Genomic DNA, 18,918 nt, shown 5'->3' on the forward strand with positions numbered 1-18,918 from the left:
ATAACACCAACAATGGCATGGGAAAAGCAGCGGCCCGCTTCCATGAAAGGAAAGCGGGCCGCTGCTTTTGTTGATAAAGTGGTTTAAAGCCATTAACTATTCTTGTCGTAAAGAGATTCCAGGGCTTCCTGCACGTGGCTGTATTCAAAGGTGAAGCCGGTTTGCAGCACTTTGGTGGCACTTACGCGGGCGCTGTTTAGTACAATCTCGCTCATTTCGCCCAGCATCAACTTCAAGCCGAAGGCCGGTACGTTGGGAAACACCAGTGGCTTGTGCATCACTTTGGCCAGCGTACGGGTGAGTTCTTCGTTTGTGGCCGGATTTGGCGAAACCGCATTGTAAACGCCCTGCATCTGCCGGTCTTCAATGGCTTTGATGTACAGGCGGCACAGATCATCAATGTGAATCCAGGACATGTATTGCTTACCAGAACCCAGCGGTGAACCCGCCATCATTTTGATGGGCTTGGCAATCTGCGGCAGCGCCCCGCCTTTGTTGCTCAAGACAATCCCAATCCTGAAAATGACGGTTCTGATGCCCAGGGTATGGATTTGCCAGGAGGCGTGTTCCCACTGTTTGCAGACCTCGGCCAGGAAATCTGACCCGTAGGTGCTTTCCTCCATCATGAGCCGGTCGCCGGAGTTGCCGTAAATGCCCACCGCCGAAGAGCCGATGAAGCCTTTGACGCGGTTAGGAACCTTCTCCAGGTACTGGCAAAGCAGGTTGGTAGTTTGAATGCGGCTGTTCAGGATTTCCTTCTTGCGGGCCGCCGACCATTTCTCGCCGGAAACGCTGTTGCCCGCCAGGTTAATGATGTAATCGGCGTGCCGAATGGCGTTTTCATCAATGAAGCCTTTGGCTACATCCCACTTAAAGGTTTTATAGCGCGCATACTTATTGGGGGTTCGGCTTAGGTGAGCCACTTCATAGCCGCTGTCAATCAGCATCTCTGACAGGCGTGTTCCTAATAAACCGGTGCCCCCGGCAATTAATATCTTATCTGACATTTTGCGTTATCTACGGTCTACGCCCGAACCAAATATACGGTGTTCCGCCGAAATGGGTAGGGCTGCTATGCTTCACAAGCGTAGCGAAATTGGGAACATAGCCTTTGATCGAAAAATTCAACTTAGGGATAGTGCCGTAGATCTTTATTTGTGATGCCTGATGGCCTGCAAGAACTCCAGCCGGTACGCGTCCTGCTCAAACAAACCTGAGTATTCAGAAGTGATGGTGCTGCTGCTCACGTCATTCACGCCGCGGCTCATCACGCAGAGGTGGTCGGCTTCAATGAGCACGGCCACGTTCTCAGACTGGAGCACGTCGCGCAGTTCCTGGGCAATCTGGCGGGTAAGGCGCTCCTGCACCTGCGGCCGGCGGCCGTAGTACTGCACAATGCGGTTGAGTTTAGAAAGGCCAATCACATGCTCGTTAGGGATGTAGGCCACGTGCGCTTTGCCAATAATGGGCACAAAATGGTGCTCACAGCTAGAGTACAGGGTGATGTCACGCTCTACCAGCATCTGGCGGTAGCCATACTTATTCTCAAATAGACGGGCCGTGGGCCTGTTCTCTGGGTTGAGGCCGTCAAAGATCTCTTTCACGTACATTTTGGCTACGCGGCGCGGCGTGCCCTTGAGGCTATCATCTTCCAGGTCAAGACCCAGAAGCTGCATGATTTCCTTGAAATGGTGGGCAATACCCTCTATCTTTTGCTCATCTGTGAGGTCAAACGCGTCTGCGCGCAGGGGCGTGTCTAAAGAACCAGCCACGTGCTCTTCTTCGGGATTTTCCTCGTTCCAATCCCTTCTATCCATGGTATTCAACAAAGTTTCGTTCGGTTTCAAATAAAGTGAGGGACAACGCAAGGTTCTCTGGAAGGTGAGGGCGTAAGCGCTGCCAGGTCACAACGGCTATATTCTCAGCGGTGGGGTTCAGGTGTTGAAACTCCTCGGTGTCCAAATTCAGGTTTTTGTGGTCAAATTTATCTAAAATTTCTGCTTTTATCAGAAGACTCAGCTTTTTCATGTCATAGACGTAACCGGTATCCTCGTCAACGGGGCCTGTGAGCTTCACAATGAGGGTATAGTTATGGCCATGGTAGTTAGGATTATTGCACAGCCCGAAGACGTTTTGGTTCTGCTCCTCAGTCCAGTTAGGGTTATGGAGCCGATGGGCAGCGTTGAAGTGTTCTTTTCGGCAGACGGTTACATTCATAAGGCTGAAAACAGGAGTAGGGGCAATTTAGTTTTCATACGTCGTTTTTCTACTATACGTGTCTTGTATAAATTGGCCGTAGCAGTAGGTTTTGGGCTTGTCTCACGGCCTGCATCAGGATTCCTGCAACAAGAAAAATCCCGCCTTAAGGCCGTTTTCTGAAAAACAGACCTAAAGCAGGATGGAAGAATGAAGGCTGAATTAGTGGTTCCAGGATCCGAATTTACCTTGCTGGTAATCGGCGTACGCCTGGTGGATTTCGGCTTGGGTGTTCATCACGAAGGGACCTTGCGCCACTACCGGTTCGTTGAACGGCACCGCGTGCCCGAACAATAGAATGCTGTCTTCAGCCGCTTCTACCGTTACTTCTGCTGCGTCATTGTTGAACTCCACCAGATTCCGGAACGGTACTTCCTGCCCGTTTACCGTCACCGTTCCTTTGATGAGGTAGAAGAAGATGTTCCGCTCGGCGGGTACCTGTACGTCCAGTTTTCCGCCTGGCTGAAAATACACGGTGCTGAGCACGATGTCAGACAACGTTTCAAAGGCGCCTTTGTGGCCGTCCCAGGTGCCGGAGACCAGGTTGACGGTTACCTTGCCTTCGTCTAAGGTGAAGCTGGGAATGCTTTCCTTTTGCAGACCTTCATAGCGCGGCTCGGTCATTTTGTGCTTAGCCGGCAGGTTCACCCAGAGCTGTAGAATCTCTAATGGGCCACCAGTTTTCTTGAATTCCGAAGACGAAACCTCGGCATGAATCAGGCCTCGGCCTGCCGTCATCCACTGCACGCCGCCTGCGGTAATCACGCTTTCATGTCCGCCGGAGTCTTTGTGCATGATATCGCCTTCCAGAATGAAGGTCACAGTTTCCATGCCCCGGTGCGGATGCGGCCCGAACGGCAAACCACGGTTATTAGGTTTGTACACCTGGTGTCCGTGGTGGTTCAAAAACAGAAACGGGTCAATTTGTTGCAGGTTGCGCGAGGGCAGCGGCGAATAGGTAACCAAGTCTGCGATGGGCGAGTACTCGGCTTTATGGATTTTCTTGATGCTTCTCATGTGGGTACATTGAATATGTTGCTATATACGAAAACCACTCTGAATATGCCGCTTAGCCCACTTACTTTCAGGAAAGCAGCTCGGTTAGGATAAGCAGTGCTTTTCAATGGCGATGGCCACACCGTCTTCAATGCTGGGCGCGGTTACTTCCTTGGCCGCAGCCTTCGCCTCGTTTCGGGCGTTTCCTACGGCAATGCCCAAGCCTACCGCCCCTAACATCTCCACATCGTTGTAATTATCGCCAAAGGCCATCACTGACTCCATTCCGAAATCATAGTGTTTTTGCAAAAGCAGCGCTAAAGCAGTCGCTTTGGAAATGGTTTTAGGGGCGAGTTCCAGGTAACGGTCATTGGACCGATAGATGTGCAACTGCTCCCCGAACCTCGGGTGCAAGGCTTCCCACAGCGTTTGAATTTCTTCAGCAGCGCCCATGCACATGACCTTGTGCGCCCCGGTAGAAGCGGCCTGCCACTGTTGCAGCACTTCCTGCGTGGCAGAAATGGTGGGGTTCACCTTTGTGTGCTTGATTTCGCGCTCGGTCCATTGGTCGAGCTGCGGCGCGTGCCAGACATCGTCCTGGTACAAACTCACGTTGATGCTGGTGCCTTGGGCCAGTTGGGCAATTTCCAGGCACACCGAGGCCGGTATCTGCACGGTGTCCAGCACCTGAGGTTCCTGGGTGGAGTCCTCATACAGCAGCACGTAGCCGCCGTTGAAACAGATCATGGGATGGTGCAGAATGCCCAACTGTTCCTGCAAATGCCGCACGGCACTGGGCATACGGGCCGAGGCCAGAATCACCGGCAGGTTTTTATCCAGGCGTTGAATGGTGTCAATGGTTCTCTGGGAAAGCTCCCGGTCTTTGTTGAGCAAGGTGCCGTCAACATCAGAGCAAATAGCGCGAATGGTCATAGAGTATTCAAATGCGAAGGTTTATTCCGGGTAAAGGTACGGGCCGAAGGGATTTTTGGAGGAAAGAAGTTGCAAGGTTTTGGGGCCGTTTCTGAAAAACGGTGCCAAAACAGGAAAGCTATTCGCCTGGATTGTCGATGTTCCCTCTTTAAAAGAGATAGGAGTGAAGCCAGAGCGTTTAAAACCTGTTTTTCAGAAAATGGCCCCTAAACACCTTCCAAATTCCACATCAACTCATGACTCAAGACCCAGAACTCAGGACTAACAATAGAGCTCAGGACTTTCTGTTACGCTTCCCGCTTCTCCATGCCCAGAATTTCCCGAAAGGTTTCCTTGCCGGGTTTGAGGCGTTTCAGGTTTTCAATGAGGGTGATGGATCGGTCTATGCGGAGTTGGGAGCTTTTCACCGCCCCTACGTGCTGGATGATGTAGCGCTGCATGCCGGGCTTCAGTTGGTCAAAACGGGCCTTCCCTGCATCGTCTTGCAAGAACAGTTCGGTGAGTTCTTCGGGCACGGGGGTGCCGTATTGGCTTTCATCTTTCACCAGTGTAACCGAGACGGAACTGCCTTCTTTCAGGCCTAGTTGCTTCAGGCGTTGTTTGGTGAGCGTGATGTACCCTCGGCCCTGGCCCAGCGCCACAATGCCGCCCTGGTAGGTGAGCGCGTTATTCACCGTCACCAGCAACCGCACGTTGAACTTGCCGCCTAGTTGCTGCACCACCTCCGCCGGAATCTCCAGGTAATGCGTGCCCATGAGGTATTCAAGCTTGCCGATGTGCGTGGTGAAGTGGATGGGATTCATGGGGAAGGTGATGAGAGAAGGGAGTCAATTTTGAAACTAATAGGCTATAAACGTTGGAGAGGTTGTCAACAGAGGTTGGCGTTCATAAAAAGCTAAGCGGCGTTATTCTCAAACCTTCTTATATTCTCCAGCTCTAGCTGCTTGCTCGTTTTTTCTACTTCCAAGTCATAGTCATCCTGTAGCCCGAGCCAAAACTTAGGAGAGTTCCCGAAGTAGTAACTTAGCCTGAGCGCAGTATCTGCCGTGATTCTTCTGTTCCCTTTCAGTATTTCGGATACTCTGGTTTGGGGAATATTGATGTCTTTGGCAAGCCGGTAAGCGGTAATGTTGAGAGGTGCCAGAAATTCTTCCTGCAGTATTTCACCTGGGTGTATATTGGGTAGCTTTTCCATATTAATGATAGTCAACTATTTCTACTTCTGCGGCTTGTCCGTTGTTCCACTGGAAGATGATTCGCCATTGGTCATTTATTCGGATGCTATAGAATTCTTTCAAATTCCCAGATAGCTTTTCTAATCGATTGGAGGGAGGAATCCGTAAGTCTGCTATGTTCTGCGAGTTATTCAGCATCCTTAGTTTCCGCCTACCAATGGTCTGAATCTCCATTGGAAGCCCCGCGACTCTTTCACCGTTCCAAATCTTCTCAGTGTCTTTTGAGCCAAAGGAAATGATCATGCTTCTGTCTCACGATAGTAACGTCAAAAGTAAGTAATCTGTTTGGTGATTCATTTTCTAAAAGGAAGTTTGTTGGGCGCCGTTATTCTTTGTACTTTATTTTTCTTTTAAAAACTCTGTCGCTCTTTTTCCTTCCTTTTTCTATCTTGTACATCTTGAGCAAGGTCCAGTTCCCAAACTCGTCATAGATGTATTCTCTGACAGAATCCTTGGTTCTGATTAAGTCTCCCCGCTCATTGTATTCATCTCCCGCCTCTTGTATCTCCTGCTTGTTGAATTTAATAGTTAGCGTATCGCTTGATAAAGTACTGCCACTGTTTGTTCTTACTTCTGTGTAAGCCTTGTTCTGGTCGTAATCATACTTTGCATACTCAAAGCCGAAGCTGTTGCCTTTCCCGTCGAGCATCTGGAGCTCTATGGGGTGTCCCTTTTCGTTATTCACCAATAAGGTTTGTTGGATAATATTTCCCTGTGAATTCTTATCGGTTGTTTTTGTGAGATGTCCTCTGTCGTCATACTCATGGAAGGCTGTTTCAACAGAGTATCTTCCGTTATTCCATCTCTCAAACTTCCTCCAGAGACTCCTGAGTCCAGTGGAGTCATATTCATAGGTTAGTCTGGCCTTGATTTTACCGTCTTCACCATATCTCTCTTCCACTACTACAAGATTGTACTCATTCAACTTCTTGATGTTCTTATTAATTTCCTTCCCGCTAGAGTTAAAAAAAGTGTTTTCTTCTATGATTTGAATTGCAACTTTACGCTTTATTTCTTCCTTCTCATTATGGTGTAAAGCTGAATAGATGTTCTGCCCTTTAGCCAAGAGGGAAAGGCATAATGAGAATAAGGTTATAAAAATCTTAGATTTCATTATTTAGTAATTGTACCCGACTAAGGTATAAAGAGAAATTCATTCCAATTACCCATTCTTTAGAATAGATAACCGGAATGAATTTAAGAAGACTTTACAAATTGTAACGTCTACTTTCTAAACGCCTTAAACTGCTTAATCAGCCCATTAGTAGAAGAGTCATGCGAGGTTACTTCTTCCTCAGAAGTTAATTCTGGCAGAATCTTCTTAGCCAGTTGCTTGCCTAATTCCACGCCCCATTGGTCAAAGCTGTAGACGTTCCAGATGACGCCTTGCACGAAGATTTTGTGCTCGTACATGGCAATGAGGCTGCCCAACGTTCTGGGATCTAGTTGCTTGAACAGGATGGAATTGGTGGGGCGGTTTCCTTCAAAGACTTTGAACGCTTTCAGGCTGTTGATTTCCTCCTCAGAGGCACCAGATTTCTGCATTTCTTCTACCACTTCAGCCTCGGTTTTGCCGTTCATCAGGGCCTCGGTCTGCGCGAAGAAATTGGCCATGAGTTTGGGGTGATGGTCGCCTAGCGGGTTGTGGCTGATGGCGGGGGCCAGGAAATCGCAGGGGATGAGTTTGGTGCCTTGGTGGATGAGCTGATAGAACGCGTGCTGTCCGTTGGTGCCGGGCTCGCCCCAGATAATAGGGCCGGTCTGGTAGTTGACTTTTTCGCCGTTGCGATCTACGTACTTGCCGTTGCTTTCCATGTCGCCCTGCTGGAAATACGCCGCGAAACGGTGCATGTACTGGTCATAGGGCAACAGCGCGTGCGATTGCGCGTCAAAGAAGTTGTTGTACCAGATGCCCAGCAAGGCCAGAATCACCGGCAGGTTCTGCTCAAAAGGCGTCTCGCGGAAGTGCGTATCCATGGCGTGGGCACCGGCCAGCAACTCCCGGAAGTTCTCGTAACCCACGGTGCAGGCAATGGACAAACCAATCGCCGACCACAAAGAATAACGTCCGCCTACCCAATCCCAGAATTCAAACATGTTCTGCGTGTCAATCCCGAACTCGGCCACGGCCGAAGCGTTGGTAGACAGCGCCACGAAATGCTTCTTGATGTGCTCCTCGTCCTGAGCGTGCTCCAGAAACCAGCTGCGCGCGCTATGGGCGTTGGTCATGGTCTCCTGCGTGGTGAACGTCTTGGACGCGATCATGAAAAGCGTGGTCTCCGGGTTGATCTTTTTCAGCGTCTCGGCAATGTGCGTCGCGTCTACGTTAGAAACAAAGTACGTGGTGATGTTGGGTTTCTGGTACGGTTTCAAAGCCTCGGTCACCATTACGGGTCCTAAGTCAGAACCACCAATCCCTATGTTCACAATGGTGTCAATGGCTTTTCCGGTGTAGCCTTTCCAGGCACCGCTGATCACTTCGTTGGAGAATTTCTCCACCTGCGCCAGTACGCGGTTCACCTCGGGCATCACATCTTTTCCGTCTACCAGCACCGGGGTGTTAGATTGGTTCCGAAGAGCCACATGCAACACCGAGCGGCTCTCGGTGAAGTTGATTTCCTCACCGGAGAACATGGCCTTAATAGCTTCTTTCAGTCCACATTCTTCCGCCAGCGAAACCAACAACTGCTGCGTTTCTGAGGTGATTCTGTTTTTGGAGTAATCCAGCAGAATGTTCTCAAATGCAACGCTGAATTTCTCAAACCGCTGTGGATCCTGCACGAAGGCATACTTCAGATGATTGTCTTTAATTTGCGCGTAATGCTGCGTCAGGTTGGCCCAGGCTTGGGTGGTGGTGGGGTTTATGGATGGAAACATGCGTCTATTTTGGTTTCGGTTCTAAGATGAGCGAAGTTAGGAATTGTGGCGACTTTAGGAAAAAGAGTTTCTAAACCGAGAAGGGAAGGAGCAGCCGTTTTTAGGCCAATTTTCAGCAAACAGCGCTAAAACTCCAGCTTACTTCACCCATTTCTGAATCAGCTGATCGGCGAACGCCTCATCTTTCCACGCCGATAGACGGGTGGGTTGCCGCGGATTCACGTTCAGGTACCATTGTTCCAGAATGCTTTTCACCGCCGGGTAGCGGGCCTTGAAGTCGCTGTAAGAATTGGGCGAAATGGTTTGTTCGCTGGGTTTGGCCGGCACACTAATCACAATGTGCCGCAGTTCGCCGCCGGTCTCCAGAATGAGCACGCCCACGGGTAGAATCTCCAGCACCGTGCCCGGCTCTTTCTGGTTGCAGAGCACCAATACCGGCAACGGCGCCGCGGGCCTTCCGGTCACCGAATCTACCAAGGTAGACGGAATAAATCCCTCGTTCCCCGGATAGGGCAAGAACTCCAGCTTGCGGGGCTGCCCGGCCTCCAATTCCGGTACAAACTTTTTCTCCTGCGCATTGTAAACTTGAGGCATGGTAGACCCAGAGGGAGTTTCCACCACAGCTTGCCAGTGCTTGGTCTCAGAAATGGCGGGTACTTCCAGGTAATTGGGTTTACAGCTGAGGCAGAAGAAGGCCAGGAGCAGCAACGGGAGCTGCCAGTTCAAGGTAGGAACAGAGCGCATGGGCAAGGGTTGGGTAGTGTTTGGAGCTTGTTTTCTGTAAGATAAGTTAAAAATGGGATTCTTTCAGCTAAAACCATTATCGGTTTTTTAATCTATTTTCTCCATCATTCAATCTCCCAATCTCTCAATCTATTGTAACTCATCCAGCAACCTGAACGGGTTCAATTTCTGTAGATTCAGCGAATACCGGATGTTGTTTCTAAAGTCTTTGAAGCTCTTCGGTAAGTCAGAGGCATAATTACTGCCCGCCACTGGGAAGTAAATTTGGACCGCATCCCGGAAGAAACTCCATTGCAGCCCGGTGCCGTAAAATGTTTTATTCAGTTCCTGCACGCGGCCCAAGTCCAGGTACACGGCAAAGGGTGTCACGGGCAAATCGGCAGTGAGGTTGAGGGCGGCCATCCACTCCCGGCTTACCACCGGCACCGGATTGCGGAACCCGCCGTCCTGCCGGTCTGTCTGCCGAATGGAGGTCAGGCCTTCGGCCGAAGTGTACATCTCTCTTCGGTTAAAGAACGGGGTTTGCTTCAGGTAATCGGGGCTACCTGCCAAGCCTAACGCAAACTCGCCTCTTTGATTTCCGGAGATCAGACCTACAAACCCACGGAGTCTTATTTCTTTGTCAGGTTGGTAGTTGTGCCAGTTCTCCAGGCTTACCCTGAAGCGAGTAGGAGAGAAGCGGCCCGCGGGCAATCCGGTGCCCAGGGTTCCGCCATTAGGATCAATGCCACCCACCAAACCGTCTGCTTCGTACCGAAACTGGGTTACCTCAATATCAAAGCGGGTGCCACTGATGGCGTTTTGGGCGGTTAACTGATACGCCAGCCGGGGTGCCTGAAAATCGGGGAGAAAATCATCCTGCACAAAATGCCAAGCCAATGTCAATTGCTGTCTGTACGTGCTTGGGCTTGTAAGCCGATTATGGAAAGTTAGGCTAGGTGTGACGGTATGGAAATTGGCAAACCGCTGCCCCAGCACACCCAACTCTACCTTCCGCAGAAAACCTTGCATTGGGATTTTAAACTTCACATCGGCTAGACCCGTGAGCCGACCGCTTTTGAACGCGTACATGGGCAATACCACGTAGTTGAGTTTGTGCTCCGTCAGGAAGGAATTATAAAACGCGGCCCCGGCCTGAAGTCCGTCAAAGGTGTTGTAACCGAGAGAAGGCGCCACGAAAAGCTGCTGCAGATCTATCCGTTCTACGCCCAAAAGCGGTTGCAACCGAATTGGCTCTGTTTTTGGGAAAAAGCGTCCTAAACGGTATTGGTTGTCGCGGCGGTCCAGCTCCGGGAAAACATACTCGGGGTCCAGCACCACGCGGTCAATCTGTTGGGCCTGAAACGTGACGGTTTGCTTCCGGTCACCGGGTTTGGTCCAGCGCGATTCCAACACCTTGCCCTCGGCATCCAAGGCGGCAACTTGTACTGGCAAGGCCAGCTTGCCTTGTTGCTGGACGGTCACCTGCGTGGTGCTGCCGGAGGTAGAAACATGCGCTACATGCGCATCTGGAATAGTGGTGGACGGCAGCAGTTCCTGGAAAAACCACCCCAACGGCTCTCCCGTGGATTTCTCCAAAATGGCCTGTAATTCCTCGGGCGCCGGGTGCCGGAACTGCCATTGCTGGTAATACGCCTGCATGGCGCTGTCAAAACGGGCGGTGCCCAGGTACTTCTCCAGGTATTGGAACAGTTGGGCCATCTTCAGGTAAACGCCGGTGCCGTAGTTAAGCGTTCTGAACTGTATGGCGGGTGCAGTAATGGGCTGGTCCAAACCTCGGCTCGCCGCCGATAAATAAGCCGGGTTGTCAATGGCGGCCGGGGGCAAATCATTTACCCCAAAGAACTTCCCGAAGGCATTGGTGTTCACCTCGCTGGAAACCATGCCCGCATATTTGTTTCGCAGCGCCTTGGTCCGGAATTCATAGTACGAGTTGATGCCCTCGTCCAGCCAGGGGTGTTCGCGCTCGTTGCTGCCCAGGATACCGTAAAACCAATTGTGGCCCACCTCGTGGATAATGGCCTCGGGCTCGGTAACGGTGACCATGGGGTACTCCATGCCGGCGCCGGCGCTCAAAGCTGCATCTACCGCCGTGGCTTGGGAATACGGGTAATCGCCCAGCCAAAGGGAGTAGGAATACACCGCATCGTCTATCTCGTGCGCCCTTTTGAGCCATTGATTTGCCTCGCGGTTGGTAAACAGCAGCCACGTGGTCACGTTGCGTTTAGAGTACGGCAGCGTCACCTGGCTTTTCAGCACGTTGAACCGTTTATCCGCGAACCACGCGAAGTCATGGATGCGGTCTTGCCGGTAATGCAACGTTTTAGTCTGATTTGCCGAGGGCGGGAAGTCCAGATCTTCTTCTCTAAATTCCTTTTTGGCGGCTGTCACCTGCGCCAGGCTGTCCATACGCGCGCGTTCCTTGGGGTTCTGCAGTTCACCGGTCGCGCCCACAGTATAGTTGGCCGGCAGCGTGATACGCACGTCAAACGACCCGAACTCCGAGTAAAACTCGCCCTGGTCCAAATACGGCATCGGGTGCCAACCCTTCTGATCAAACACCGCCGGTTTGGGGTACCACTGCGAGACCTGGTACGATTGCCCCACATGCCCCAACCTTGAAAAAGAATCAGGCAATTTCACCTGAAACGGTGTACTGATGGTGATGCGGCCACCCGGCGCTAGCGGCTGGTTCAGTGTCAGCTTCGCGATGTCTGGTTTCTTTGCATCCAACTCCCAGTGCACGTTTTGACCATCTATTTTGAAATCCAGCCCCGAAATGGAGCCGCGGCTTTCTTTTCTGGCGAAGTGAAATTCGTCCTCGTCATTCAACAATTGCTGCCGCGCGAAAGCGGTTTTACGGTCCTGGTAGGCGTTGGGCCACAGGTGGAAGTACAGGAACGTGAGGGTCTCCGGCGAGTGGTTCACGTATTCAATCTGCTCAGAGGCGGTAAGCGTGTGCTGTTCATCATCCAGCGTCACGTCAATGGTATAGTTCACCTCCTGTTGCCAGTAAGGCTTCTGGGCGAGGGCAAGGATAGGCAGCAGAAACAAACAGGAGAGAAGAAGGCGGTAGCGGTAGCGGTAGCGCATGGGCAAAATCAGGGGTTTGCCTGAAAAGTACGATATTTAGGGAATATTGCCGGATTCTGTAGACTAAGCTTCTACAAACTTGCCCCATATATTATGTTTTGCCGGCGCAACCCCTTATTTTAGATGTTTATAGGCTGATTTTTTGAAAACAAGCCTGAAACGGAAGCTTCTCTCTAGATACCCTTATCTCAATCTTCTTTAGTATTGAATTTACCTCTACCCAACATGAACGCATACAAGAAATGGGCTGCGGCGTTGTCGCTGGTGGCTCTTGCGCAAATGACGCAGGCCCAAACCGCTAACCTGCATGCCCAGATTGACCAGCTCGCGAATAAACTGGAGCCCAAAGTCATCCAATGGCGCCGCGATTTCCATCAGAACCCTGAGCTCAGCAACCGCGAAGTAAAAACCGCCGAGAAGATTGCCAAACACCTCAAAAGCCTGGGGCTGGAGGTGAAAACCGGCATAGCCAAAACCGGCGTGATTGGTATCCTCAAAGGTGGTCAGCCCGGCCCCGTGGTAGCCCTCCGCGCCGATATGGACGCCTTGCCCGTGACCGAGCGCAACAGCCTGCCCTTCGCCTCTAAAGTGCGTACTACTTTCAATAACCAGGAGGTAGGTGTAATGCACGCCTGCGGCCATGACACGCACGTGGCCATGCTCATGGGCGCCGCCGAGATCCTGGCCCAAAACAAGAAAGACATCAAAGGCACCATAAAATTCATCTTCCAGCCCGCTGAGGAAGGTGCTCCCGCCGGTGAGGAAGGCGGTGCCGATGTCATGGTAGCCGAAGGTGCGTTAGAGAACCCCAAAGTAGACGCCATTTTCGGACTGCACATTAACTCCGCTACGGAGGTGGGTACCCTCAAATACCGTCCGCAGGGCACCATGGCTAGCTCCGATAACTTCAAAATCAAAGTGAAAGGCCGCCAGGCGCACGGCGCGTACCCATGGATGAGCGTGGACCCTATTGTGGTATCGGCGCAGATCATCAACGGCATCCAGACCATTGTGAGCCGCCAGATGGAACTCACCAACGAGGCCGCTGTGATCACCGTGGGCGCTATCCATGGTGGGGTAAGAACCAACATCATCCCCGAGGAAGTGGAGATGATCGGGACCATCCGCTCCCTGGACCCCAAAATGCAGGACCAACTCCACGAGAAACTGCGCCGCACCGCCGAGATGATTGCCGCTAGTTCCGGCGCCACCGCCACCGTGGAGATCGTGAAAAACACGCCCATCACCTACAACCATGAAGCCCTGACCGCGCACATCCTGCCCACCTTACAGACCGTAGCCGGCCAGCAGAATGTACTGTTCACGAAAGCCGTGACCGGCGCCGAGGACTTTGCCTACTATCAGCAGAAAGTACCGGGCGTGTTTGTGTTCGTAGGCGGCATGTCCAAAGGCCAGGACCCCACCAAAATCCCAGCCCACCATACCCCGGACTTCATGATTGACGAAAGCGGCCTGAAGCTAGGCGTCCGCACCCTGGCTTACCTAGCTGTGGATTACCTGAATAATCCGTTGAAGAAGTAAGCTAATACTTAGGTTGAAGTGCCCTGTTTAGTAGCTGTTTTTAAGAAAATGGCTGCTAAACAGGGCGCTTTTATGTCCAGTAATTTAAATTCCTTGAAATAATGTAGGGGCAATCCCTTGTGGTTGCTCTTAGCGGTACCGAACGCCTTTCAGTTGAATCAATGAAATCTGCGGAGCAATGCGAATGGGCAACCACAAGGGATTGCCCCTACATAGGAATGGTGTACTGAAACCACTTCATGCCTTCTGTAACTGAACCATCTCCACCTAAGGGCGTACCTGTTTAGAGCCTCTTTTCGAAGAAGAAGCCTCAAAACAGGAACAGCATGGCACAGCAGGTCAGTGATTTTATAGTAGAACGCCTTCATCAATGGGGCGTGAACCGCATGTTCGGATATCCCGGCGATGGCATCAATGGGGTGATGGGTGCCCTGGACCGGGCCGATGGCAAGGTGAAGTTCATCCAGGTCCGGCACGAGGAATTGGCCTCGCTTATGGCCTGCGCACACGCCAAGTTCGCCGGCGAGGTGGGCGTTTGTTTGGCTACATCGGGACCGGGGGCTATCCATTTGCTCAACGGGTTGTATGATGCCAAACTGGACCATCAGCCGGTAGTGGCGCTGGTGGGGCAGAAAGCCCGCACGGCTTTGGGCGGACACAGCCAGCAGGAAGTTGATCTCATGGCGCTTTTCAAAGACGTAGCCAGCGAGTTCATCCAAATGTCCACCGAGCCCAGCCAGGTGCGGCACCTCATTGACCGCGCCATCCGTATTGCCAAAGACCAGCGCACCGTTACCTGCGTCATCCTGCCCAGCGATGTACAGGAATTAGAGTACCAAGAACCGGAGCACAAACACGGAACTGTGCACTCGGGCATCGGGTACCTGCCACCGCGGGTGCTGCCCCGCGACGAAGATTTGCTGAAAGCTGCCGAGGTACTGAATGCCGGCCAAAAAGTAGCCATTCTGATTGGTGCCGGGGCGAAAGATGCCGCCGAGGAAGTAACGGAAGTTGCTGAAGTACTAGGAGCCGGCGTGGCCAAAGCCTACCTCGGCAAAGCCGCCCTGCCAGATGATCTACCCTTTGTGACCGGCGCCATTGGGTTCTTCGGGACGGAGGCCAGTCACCAGATGATGGCCCATTGCGATACGCTGCTCATGATAGGCTCCAGCTTCCCGTACGCCGAGTTCCTGCCCAAAGAAGGTCAGGCCCGCGGCGTGCAAATTGACCTGGACGGCCGCATGCTCAGCATCCGCTATCCCATGGAAGTGCCGCTCATCGGTGACAGCTCCGAAACTCTGCGCGCGCTCTTGCCGCTGCTGCAACGAAAAGAAGACCGTACCTGGCGGCAAACCATCGAGCAGAACATCCAGAACTGGGAAAAGCAGTTAACCCAGGAAGCGAGCCACCCGGCCAATCCCGTAAACCCGCGCTTGGTGTTCCAAAAGCTGTCTCCGCGTCTGCCGGAGAACTGCATCCTAGCCGCCGATTCGGGTTCTTCTTCCAGTTGGACCGCCCAATATCTTAAGATAAGAGAGGGTATGAAGTTCTCGGTTTCCGGTACTTTGGCCACCATGGGCTGCGCCTTGCCGTACGCCTTGGCCGCCAAGTTTGCTTTCCCTGATCGGGTTGCGTTTGCCTTGGTAGGCGATGGAGCCATGCAGATGGGCAGCACCGAGGAACTATTGACCGTCCAGAAATACTACCGCCAATGGGCCGATCCGCGCCTGATTGTGTTGGTGCTCAACAACCGCGACCTCAACTTCGTGACCTGGGAGCAGCGCATGAACGAAGGCAATCCCAAGTTCGAAGATTCCCAAAAACTGCCGGATTTCAACTACGCCGCCTACGCCGAGAGCATTGGTCTGATTGGCATCCGGATAGAAAGTCCAGACCAGATTGACGCCGCCTGGGAAGCCGCCTTGAAAGCAGATAGACCCGTAGTCGTAGACGCGCTCACCGACCCCGAGATCATGCCCATCACCCCGCAAGTTGCCGCTAACTTTGCCCAGAATATTGCCGAAGCCATTGAAAAAGGAGACACCGCCGCCGAACAGCGCCTGGAGGAACCATTGAAATCTGCCGTAGACGAAGCCCAGAAGAAATCAGAAGGCTAATGATTCGTTTCGGGGCTTATTTCTAGAAAACAGCCCCGAAACGGTTAGGTGTGTTTGATAGTTTCTCCGCTGGCGCGAGCCTCCGGCTCGTGTCCGCACGCATTGCTGAGAACGCACCTTACCAAAATGTCATCCTGAAAGAACCTTGAGAGCAAACGATAGTGTGGTTCCTACAGCGCCTTTTTAGCTCGCCCCCAAGTTCCTTTCATGATGACAATAGGGGAGAGTTCCTGTAAAACCAGACAGAATACCTGAACTCTGAAAAGTAGGAAATAGAAGGTTCCAAAATGCGTGCGGACACGAGCCGGAAGCTCGCGCCAGCGATAATCAGCGATATTCCTCAAATTAATGGTTATGCTCTTTCCAAAAGTAGTTACCCAACGCTGGTGCTAAAATTCCTTTTCCCGATTGGCTGGTGTACTTTTGTGTTTTCAAGCTGATTCCTAGAAATCAGCAGCTAACCAAAAGAGACCTAATGCTTTCTCATAAATCACTTTTATTTCTCCTGACCTCTTTCCTAGGCCTATCACTCGTCAGTTTTGCGCAACCAACCGGGCCCCAAAACCAGATAGACCAACTCGCCGATAAGGTGGAACCCAAAGTCATACAGTGGCGCCGCGATCTTCACCAGAACCCTGAGTTGGGCAATTTTGAGGTGAAGACCGCTGAGAAAATTGCGAAGCACCTCAAAGCCTTGGGCCTGGAAGTGAAAACCGGTGTGGCCAGAACCGGCGTGGTAGGCATTCTCAAAGGCGGTCAGCCCGGTCCTGTGGTGGCTTTGCGCGCCGATATGGATGCGCTGCCGGTGGTAGAAAATAACACCCATAACCTGCCGTTCGCCTCTAAGGTGAAAACCACGTTTGAAGGGCAACAGGTGGGCGTTATGCACGCTTGCGGCCATGATGCGCACGTAGCCATGCTCATGGGCGTGGCCGAGGTGCTCAGTGGCATGAAGAAAGACCTCAAAGGCACCGTGAAGTTTGTCTTCCAACCGGCAGAGGAAGGCTCTGCTCCCGGTCAGGTGGGCGGCGCAAAATTGATGGTGCAGGAAGGTGTGCTGGAAAGCCCTAAAGTAGACGCTATGTTCGGGCTACACATTAGGTCAGACGTGGAGGTGGGCACCATTACCTATCGGCCACAGGGCATGATGGCTAGTTCAGATAACTTCAAGATTACCGTGAAAGGGCAGCAGTCGCACGGCGGAACGCCTTGGATGGGCGTGGACCCGGTGGTGACTTCGGCTTACATTGTGACAGCGCTGCAAACCATTGTGAGTCGGCAGGTGGATGTGACCAACGCAGCGGCCGTTTTGACGGTAGGTGCCATTAACGGTGGGGTTCGGGCTAATATCGTGCCTAGTCAGGTGGAAATGATTGGGACTATCCGGGCGTTGGACGTGTCTATGCAACAGCAAATTCACGAACGCCTTAAGAAAACCGCCACCAGCATCGCCACAGGCGCGGGTGCCACCGCTGAGGTTTCAATCCAGGAGATGACGCCGGTTACCTATAACCACGAGGCTCTGACTGCGCACATGCTGCCCTCGTTGCAGCGCGTGGCCGGCACGAACCAGGTGAAACTCACCAAGCCCGTGACCATTGCCGAGGACTTTGCCTATTTCCAGCAGAAAGTGCCAGGATTGTACCTGTTCCTGGGCGGAATGCCTAAAGGTGCGGATGTTACCAAAGCGCCAGCGCACCATACGCCTGATTTCTACATTGAGGAAAGCGGTTTGAAACTGGGGGTACGTGCCCTGGCTAACTTGGCCGTGGATTACCTGAACAATCCCCTGAAATAACTTGTTTCAAAGCTACTTTGGGGAAAACATCCTCAAAACCGTTTGCCCACCTCTGCCCTCCAAGGAGGGGAATGCCTTGTTCAAGTTTGAAACTTTGAATCCAACGTGCAGCGGAAATCGCCTCCTTGGAGGGACAAGGGTGGGTTTACATCCACAGAGAATTTTTTACACATCACCATTCATACCAAAAAACAACCTTGAAACTAGCATTAGTGACTTATGAGGCCATCCACAGCTATGGCTCCTTGAGCGGCAGCGAAGACGGCGTCCTGATGGATTACCTCACCTCTAAAGGAATTGACATCACCCTGGAAGACTGGCATGACCCTGCTGTAAACTGGGAGCAATATGACCTGGCGGTTTTTAAATCGCCGTGGGATTACTTCGACAAGTTTCCAGCTTTTTGCGCCTGGCTGGACCGTATGGAAGCACTGGGCATCCGCACCCTTAACCCCATCTCTACCATTCGTTGGAACGCCGACAAGCATTACCTGCTGGAAGTGGAGAAAGCCGGACTGCCCATCGTGCCTACTGCCTTACTCAAAAGAGGAACTGCCGTAGAGTTGGCGCAGTACTTCACCCAGTTCCAAACTGATAAGCTCATCATCAAGCCCTGCGTGAGCGGCGGCGCGAAAAACACGTTCATTGTGTCTCTGGACGAAGTGGAAGAAGTAAAGCCTAAACTTGAGGAATTACTCAGAGCCGAAGATTTCCTGGCTCAGCCTTTCATGCCGCAAATTCAGGAAGAAGGCGAGTGGTCGTTCCTGTTCTTCAACGGCCAGTACAGCCATTGCCTGCTGAAGTCTGCCAAGTCCGGTGACTTCAGAGTGCAGCATTTCTTTGGAGGCACCATTCATCCGCAGGAAGCACCGGCTAATCTGCTGGCGCAGGCCCAGATCATGGTCAACCAGTTTGCCGATGATTGCCTGTACGCCCGCGTAGACGGCGTAGTGGTAGGCGAGGAACTGCAACTGATGGAACTGGAGCTGATTGAGCCGTTCCTGTACCTGCACACGCATCCAGATTCGCTGGAAAACTACTACCAAGCTTTGGTACAGATGATGGAAGAAGTTCCTTCTTCGGTTTCTTAGCCAATTTCTGGAAAGTGGGCCTAAAACAGAAACTCCTCCCTGGCTTTGACCGGGGAGGAGTTTCTGTTTCAATGTAAGCTTCAAAGTTATCAAGTCCTTCTACTGTCTATGGCTGTTTTGTAACTAGGTTTTCTTTTTGGGAAGAGAATATACATTTGCTTTGTAGGGGCAATCCCTTGTGGTTGCCCTTTACGTTTGCTATCGTAAGTGGGCAACCACAAGGTGCCCCTACTCAA

General features: G+C 52.1%; 16 protein-coding genes. 4 read left to right on the plus strand and 12 right to left on the minus strand.

What is annotated here, in order from left to right; genetic code table 11:
• Positions 1-92: 92 nt before the first annotated feature.
• The 12 genes from ACY0JR_RS15315 to ACY0JR_RS15370 all read right to left on the minus strand — a co-directional run bounded on the left by ACY0JR_RS15315 (position 93) and on the right by ACY0JR_RS15370 (position 12,134).
• Complete coding sequence (locus tag ACY0JR_RS15315; RefSeq protein ID WP_462634992.1) at positions 93-1,007, minus strand: TIGR01777 family oxidoreductase; 915 nt, start codon at positions 1,005-1,007, stop codon at positions 93-95.
• A gap of 144 nt (positions 1,008-1,151) precedes the next feature.
• Positions 1,152-1,817, minus strand: coding sequence for a GTP cyclohydrolase I FolE (gene folE, locus ACY0JR_RS15320; protein ID WP_462634993.1), 666 nt, complete (start codon positions 1,815-1,817; stop codon positions 1,152-1,154).
• Positions 1,810-2,217 (minus strand): 6-pyruvoyl trahydropterin synthase family protein, encoded by a 408-nt coding sequence (locus ACY0JR_RS15325; RefSeq protein ID WP_462634994.1) that lies wholly within the window; start codon positions 2,215-2,217, stop codon positions 1,810-1,812. Before ACY0JR_RS15325 ends, folE begins: the two co-directional genes overlap by 8 nt.
• Before the next feature lie 201 nt (positions 2,218-2,418).
• A complete protein-coding gene (locus ACY0JR_RS15330) occupies positions 2,419-3,273 on the minus strand; it encodes a pirin family protein (RefSeq protein ID WP_462634995.1) in 855 nt (284 codons plus the stop codon).
• Positions 3,274-3,357: 84 nt separating this feature from the next.
• Positions 3,358-4,185: a Cof-type HAD-IIB family hydrolase gene (locus ACY0JR_RS15335; protein ID WP_462634996.1), complete on the minus strand. Its 828-nt coding sequence runs from the start codon at positions 4,183-4,185 to the stop codon at positions 3,358-3,360.
• Positions 4,186-4,472: 287 nt separating this feature from the next.
• Positions 4,473-4,988: a YdeI/OmpD-associated family protein gene (locus ACY0JR_RS15340; RefSeq protein WP_462634997.1), complete on the minus strand. Its 516-nt coding sequence runs from the start codon at positions 4,986-4,988 to the stop codon at positions 4,473-4,475.
• Positions 4,989-5,080: 92 nt separating this feature from the next.
• Positions 5,081-5,380 carry a HigA family addiction module antitoxin gene (locus ACY0JR_RS15345; protein ID WP_462634998.1) on the minus strand — a complete coding sequence of 100 codons (300 nt, stop codon included), beginning with the start codon at positions 5,378-5,380 and terminating at the stop codon, positions 5,081-5,083.
• Position 5,381: 1 nt separating this feature from the next.
• The gene (locus ACY0JR_RS15350) at positions 5,382-5,663 is read right to left on the minus strand and encodes a type II toxin-antitoxin system RelE/ParE family toxin (protein WP_462634999.1); all 282 of its coding nucleotides are present in this window, start codon (positions 5,661-5,663) and stop codon (positions 5,382-5,384) included.
• An 82-nt stretch (positions 5,664-5,745) separates the two neighbouring features.
• The gene (locus ACY0JR_RS15355; RefSeq protein WP_462635000.1) at positions 5,746-6,534 is read right to left on the minus strand and encodes a hypothetical protein; all 789 of its coding nucleotides are present in this window, start codon (positions 6,532-6,534) and stop codon (positions 5,746-5,748) included.
• A gap of 110 nt (positions 6,535-6,644) precedes the next feature.
• On the minus strand, positions 6,645-8,297 hold the full coding sequence (gene pgi, locus ACY0JR_RS15360; RefSeq protein WP_462635001.1) for a glucose-6-phosphate isomerase: 1,653 nt from the start codon (positions 8,295-8,297) through the stop codon (positions 6,645-6,647).
• 138 nt (positions 8,298-8,435) lie between these two features.
• Positions 8,436-9,041, minus strand: a complete 606-nt coding sequence (locus ACY0JR_RS15365) for an inorganic diphosphatase (RefSeq protein WP_462635002.1) — start codon at positions 9,039-9,041, stop codon at positions 8,436-8,438.
• Positions 9,042-9,170: 129 nt separating this feature from the next.
• The gene (locus ACY0JR_RS15370) at positions 9,171-12,134 is read right to left on the minus strand and encodes a M1 family metallopeptidase (RefSeq protein WP_462635003.1); all 2,964 of its coding nucleotides are present in this window, start codon (positions 12,132-12,134) and stop codon (positions 9,171-9,173) included.
• 225 nt (positions 12,135-12,359) lie between these two features.
• Here ACY0JR_RS15370 and ACY0JR_RS15375 point away from each other — a divergent pair, with 225 nt between their 5' ends.
• The 4 genes from ACY0JR_RS15375 to ACY0JR_RS15390 all read left to right on the plus strand — a co-directional run bounded on the left by ACY0JR_RS15375 (position 12,360) and on the right by ACY0JR_RS15390 (position 18,682).
• Positions 12,360-13,676, plus strand: a complete 1,317-nt coding sequence (locus ACY0JR_RS15375) for an amidohydrolase (RefSeq protein WP_462635004.1) — start codon at positions 12,360-12,362, stop codon at positions 13,674-13,676.
• Positions 13,677-14,002: 326 nt separating this feature from the next.
• Positions 14,003-15,793 (plus strand): thiamine pyrophosphate-requiring protein, encoded by a 1,791-nt coding sequence (locus tag ACY0JR_RS15380; protein WP_462635005.1) that lies wholly within the window; start codon positions 14,003-14,005, stop codon positions 15,791-15,793.
• Positions 15,794-16,268: 475 nt separating this feature from the next.
• On the plus strand, positions 16,269-17,591 hold the full coding sequence (locus ACY0JR_RS15385) for an amidohydrolase (RefSeq protein ID WP_462635006.1): 1,323 nt from the start codon (positions 16,269-16,271) through the stop codon (positions 17,589-17,591).
• A gap of 197 nt (positions 17,592-17,788) precedes the next feature.
• Positions 17,789-18,682, plus strand: coding sequence for an ATP-grasp domain-containing protein (locus ACY0JR_RS15390; RefSeq protein WP_462635007.1), 894 nt, complete (start codon positions 17,789-17,791; stop codon positions 18,680-18,682).
• Positions 18,683-18,918 lie beyond the last annotated feature (236 nt).

The sequence above is a fragment of the Rufibacter sp. JT3400010 genome (genome assembly GCF_054956755.1).

Coding starts and splice junctions, on each gene's coding strand:
- ACY0JR_RS15335 (WP_462634996.1), bottom strand. CDS start 4,185: ATGACCATTCGCGCTATTTGCTCTGATGTTGACGGCACCTTGCTCAAC.
- ACY0JR_RS15315 (WP_462634992.1), bottom strand. CDS start 1,007: ATGTCAGATAAGATATTAATTGCCGGGGGCACCGGTTTATTAGGAACA.
- ACY0JR_RS15365 (WP_462635002.1), bottom strand. CDS start 9,041: ATGCGCTCTGTTCCTACCTTGAACTGGCAGCTCCCGTTGCTGCTCCTG.
- ACY0JR_RS15350 (WP_462634999.1), bottom strand. CDS start 5,663: ATGATCATTTCCTTTGGCTCAAAAGACACTGAGAAGATTTGGAACGGT.
- ACY0JR_RS15375 (WP_462635004.1), top strand. CDS start 12,360: ATGAACGCATACAAGAAATGGGCTGCGGCGTTGTCGCTGGTGGCTCTT.
- ACY0JR_RS15370 (WP_462635003.1), bottom strand. CDS start 12,134: ATGCGCTACCGCTACCGCTACCGCCTTCTTCTCTCCTGTTTGTTTCTG.
- ACY0JR_RS15380 (WP_462635005.1), top strand. CDS start 14,003: ATGGCACAGCAGGTCAGTGATTTTATAGTAGAACGCCTTCATCAATGG.
- ACY0JR_RS15345 (WP_462634998.1), bottom strand. CDS start 5,380: ATGGAAAAGCTACCCAATATACACCCAGGTGAAATACTGCAGGAAGAA.
- ACY0JR_RS15325 (WP_462634994.1), bottom strand. CDS start 2,217: ATGAATGTAACCGTCTGCCGAAAAGAACACTTCAACGCTGCCCATCGG.
- ACY0JR_RS15385 (WP_462635006.1), top strand. CDS start 16,269: ATGCTTTCTCATAAATCACTTTTATTTCTCCTGACCTCTTTCCTAGGC.
- pgi (WP_462635001.1), bottom strand. CDS start 8,297: ATGTTTCCATCCATAAACCCCACCACCACCCAAGCCTGGGCCAACCTG.
- folE (WP_462634993.1), bottom strand. CDS start 1,817: ATGGATAGAAGGGATTGGAACGAGGAAAATCCCGAAGAAGAGCACGTG.
- ACY0JR_RS15330 (WP_462634995.1), bottom strand. CDS start 3,273: ATGAGAAGCATCAAGAAAATCCATAAAGCCGAGTACTCGCCCATCGCA.
- ACY0JR_RS15355 (WP_462635000.1), bottom strand. CDS start 6,534: ATGAAATCTAAGATTTTTATAACCTTATTCTCATTATGCCTTTCCCTC.
- ACY0JR_RS15340 (WP_462634997.1), bottom strand. CDS start 4,988: ATGAATCCCATCCACTTCACCACGCACATCGGCAAGCTTGAATACCTC.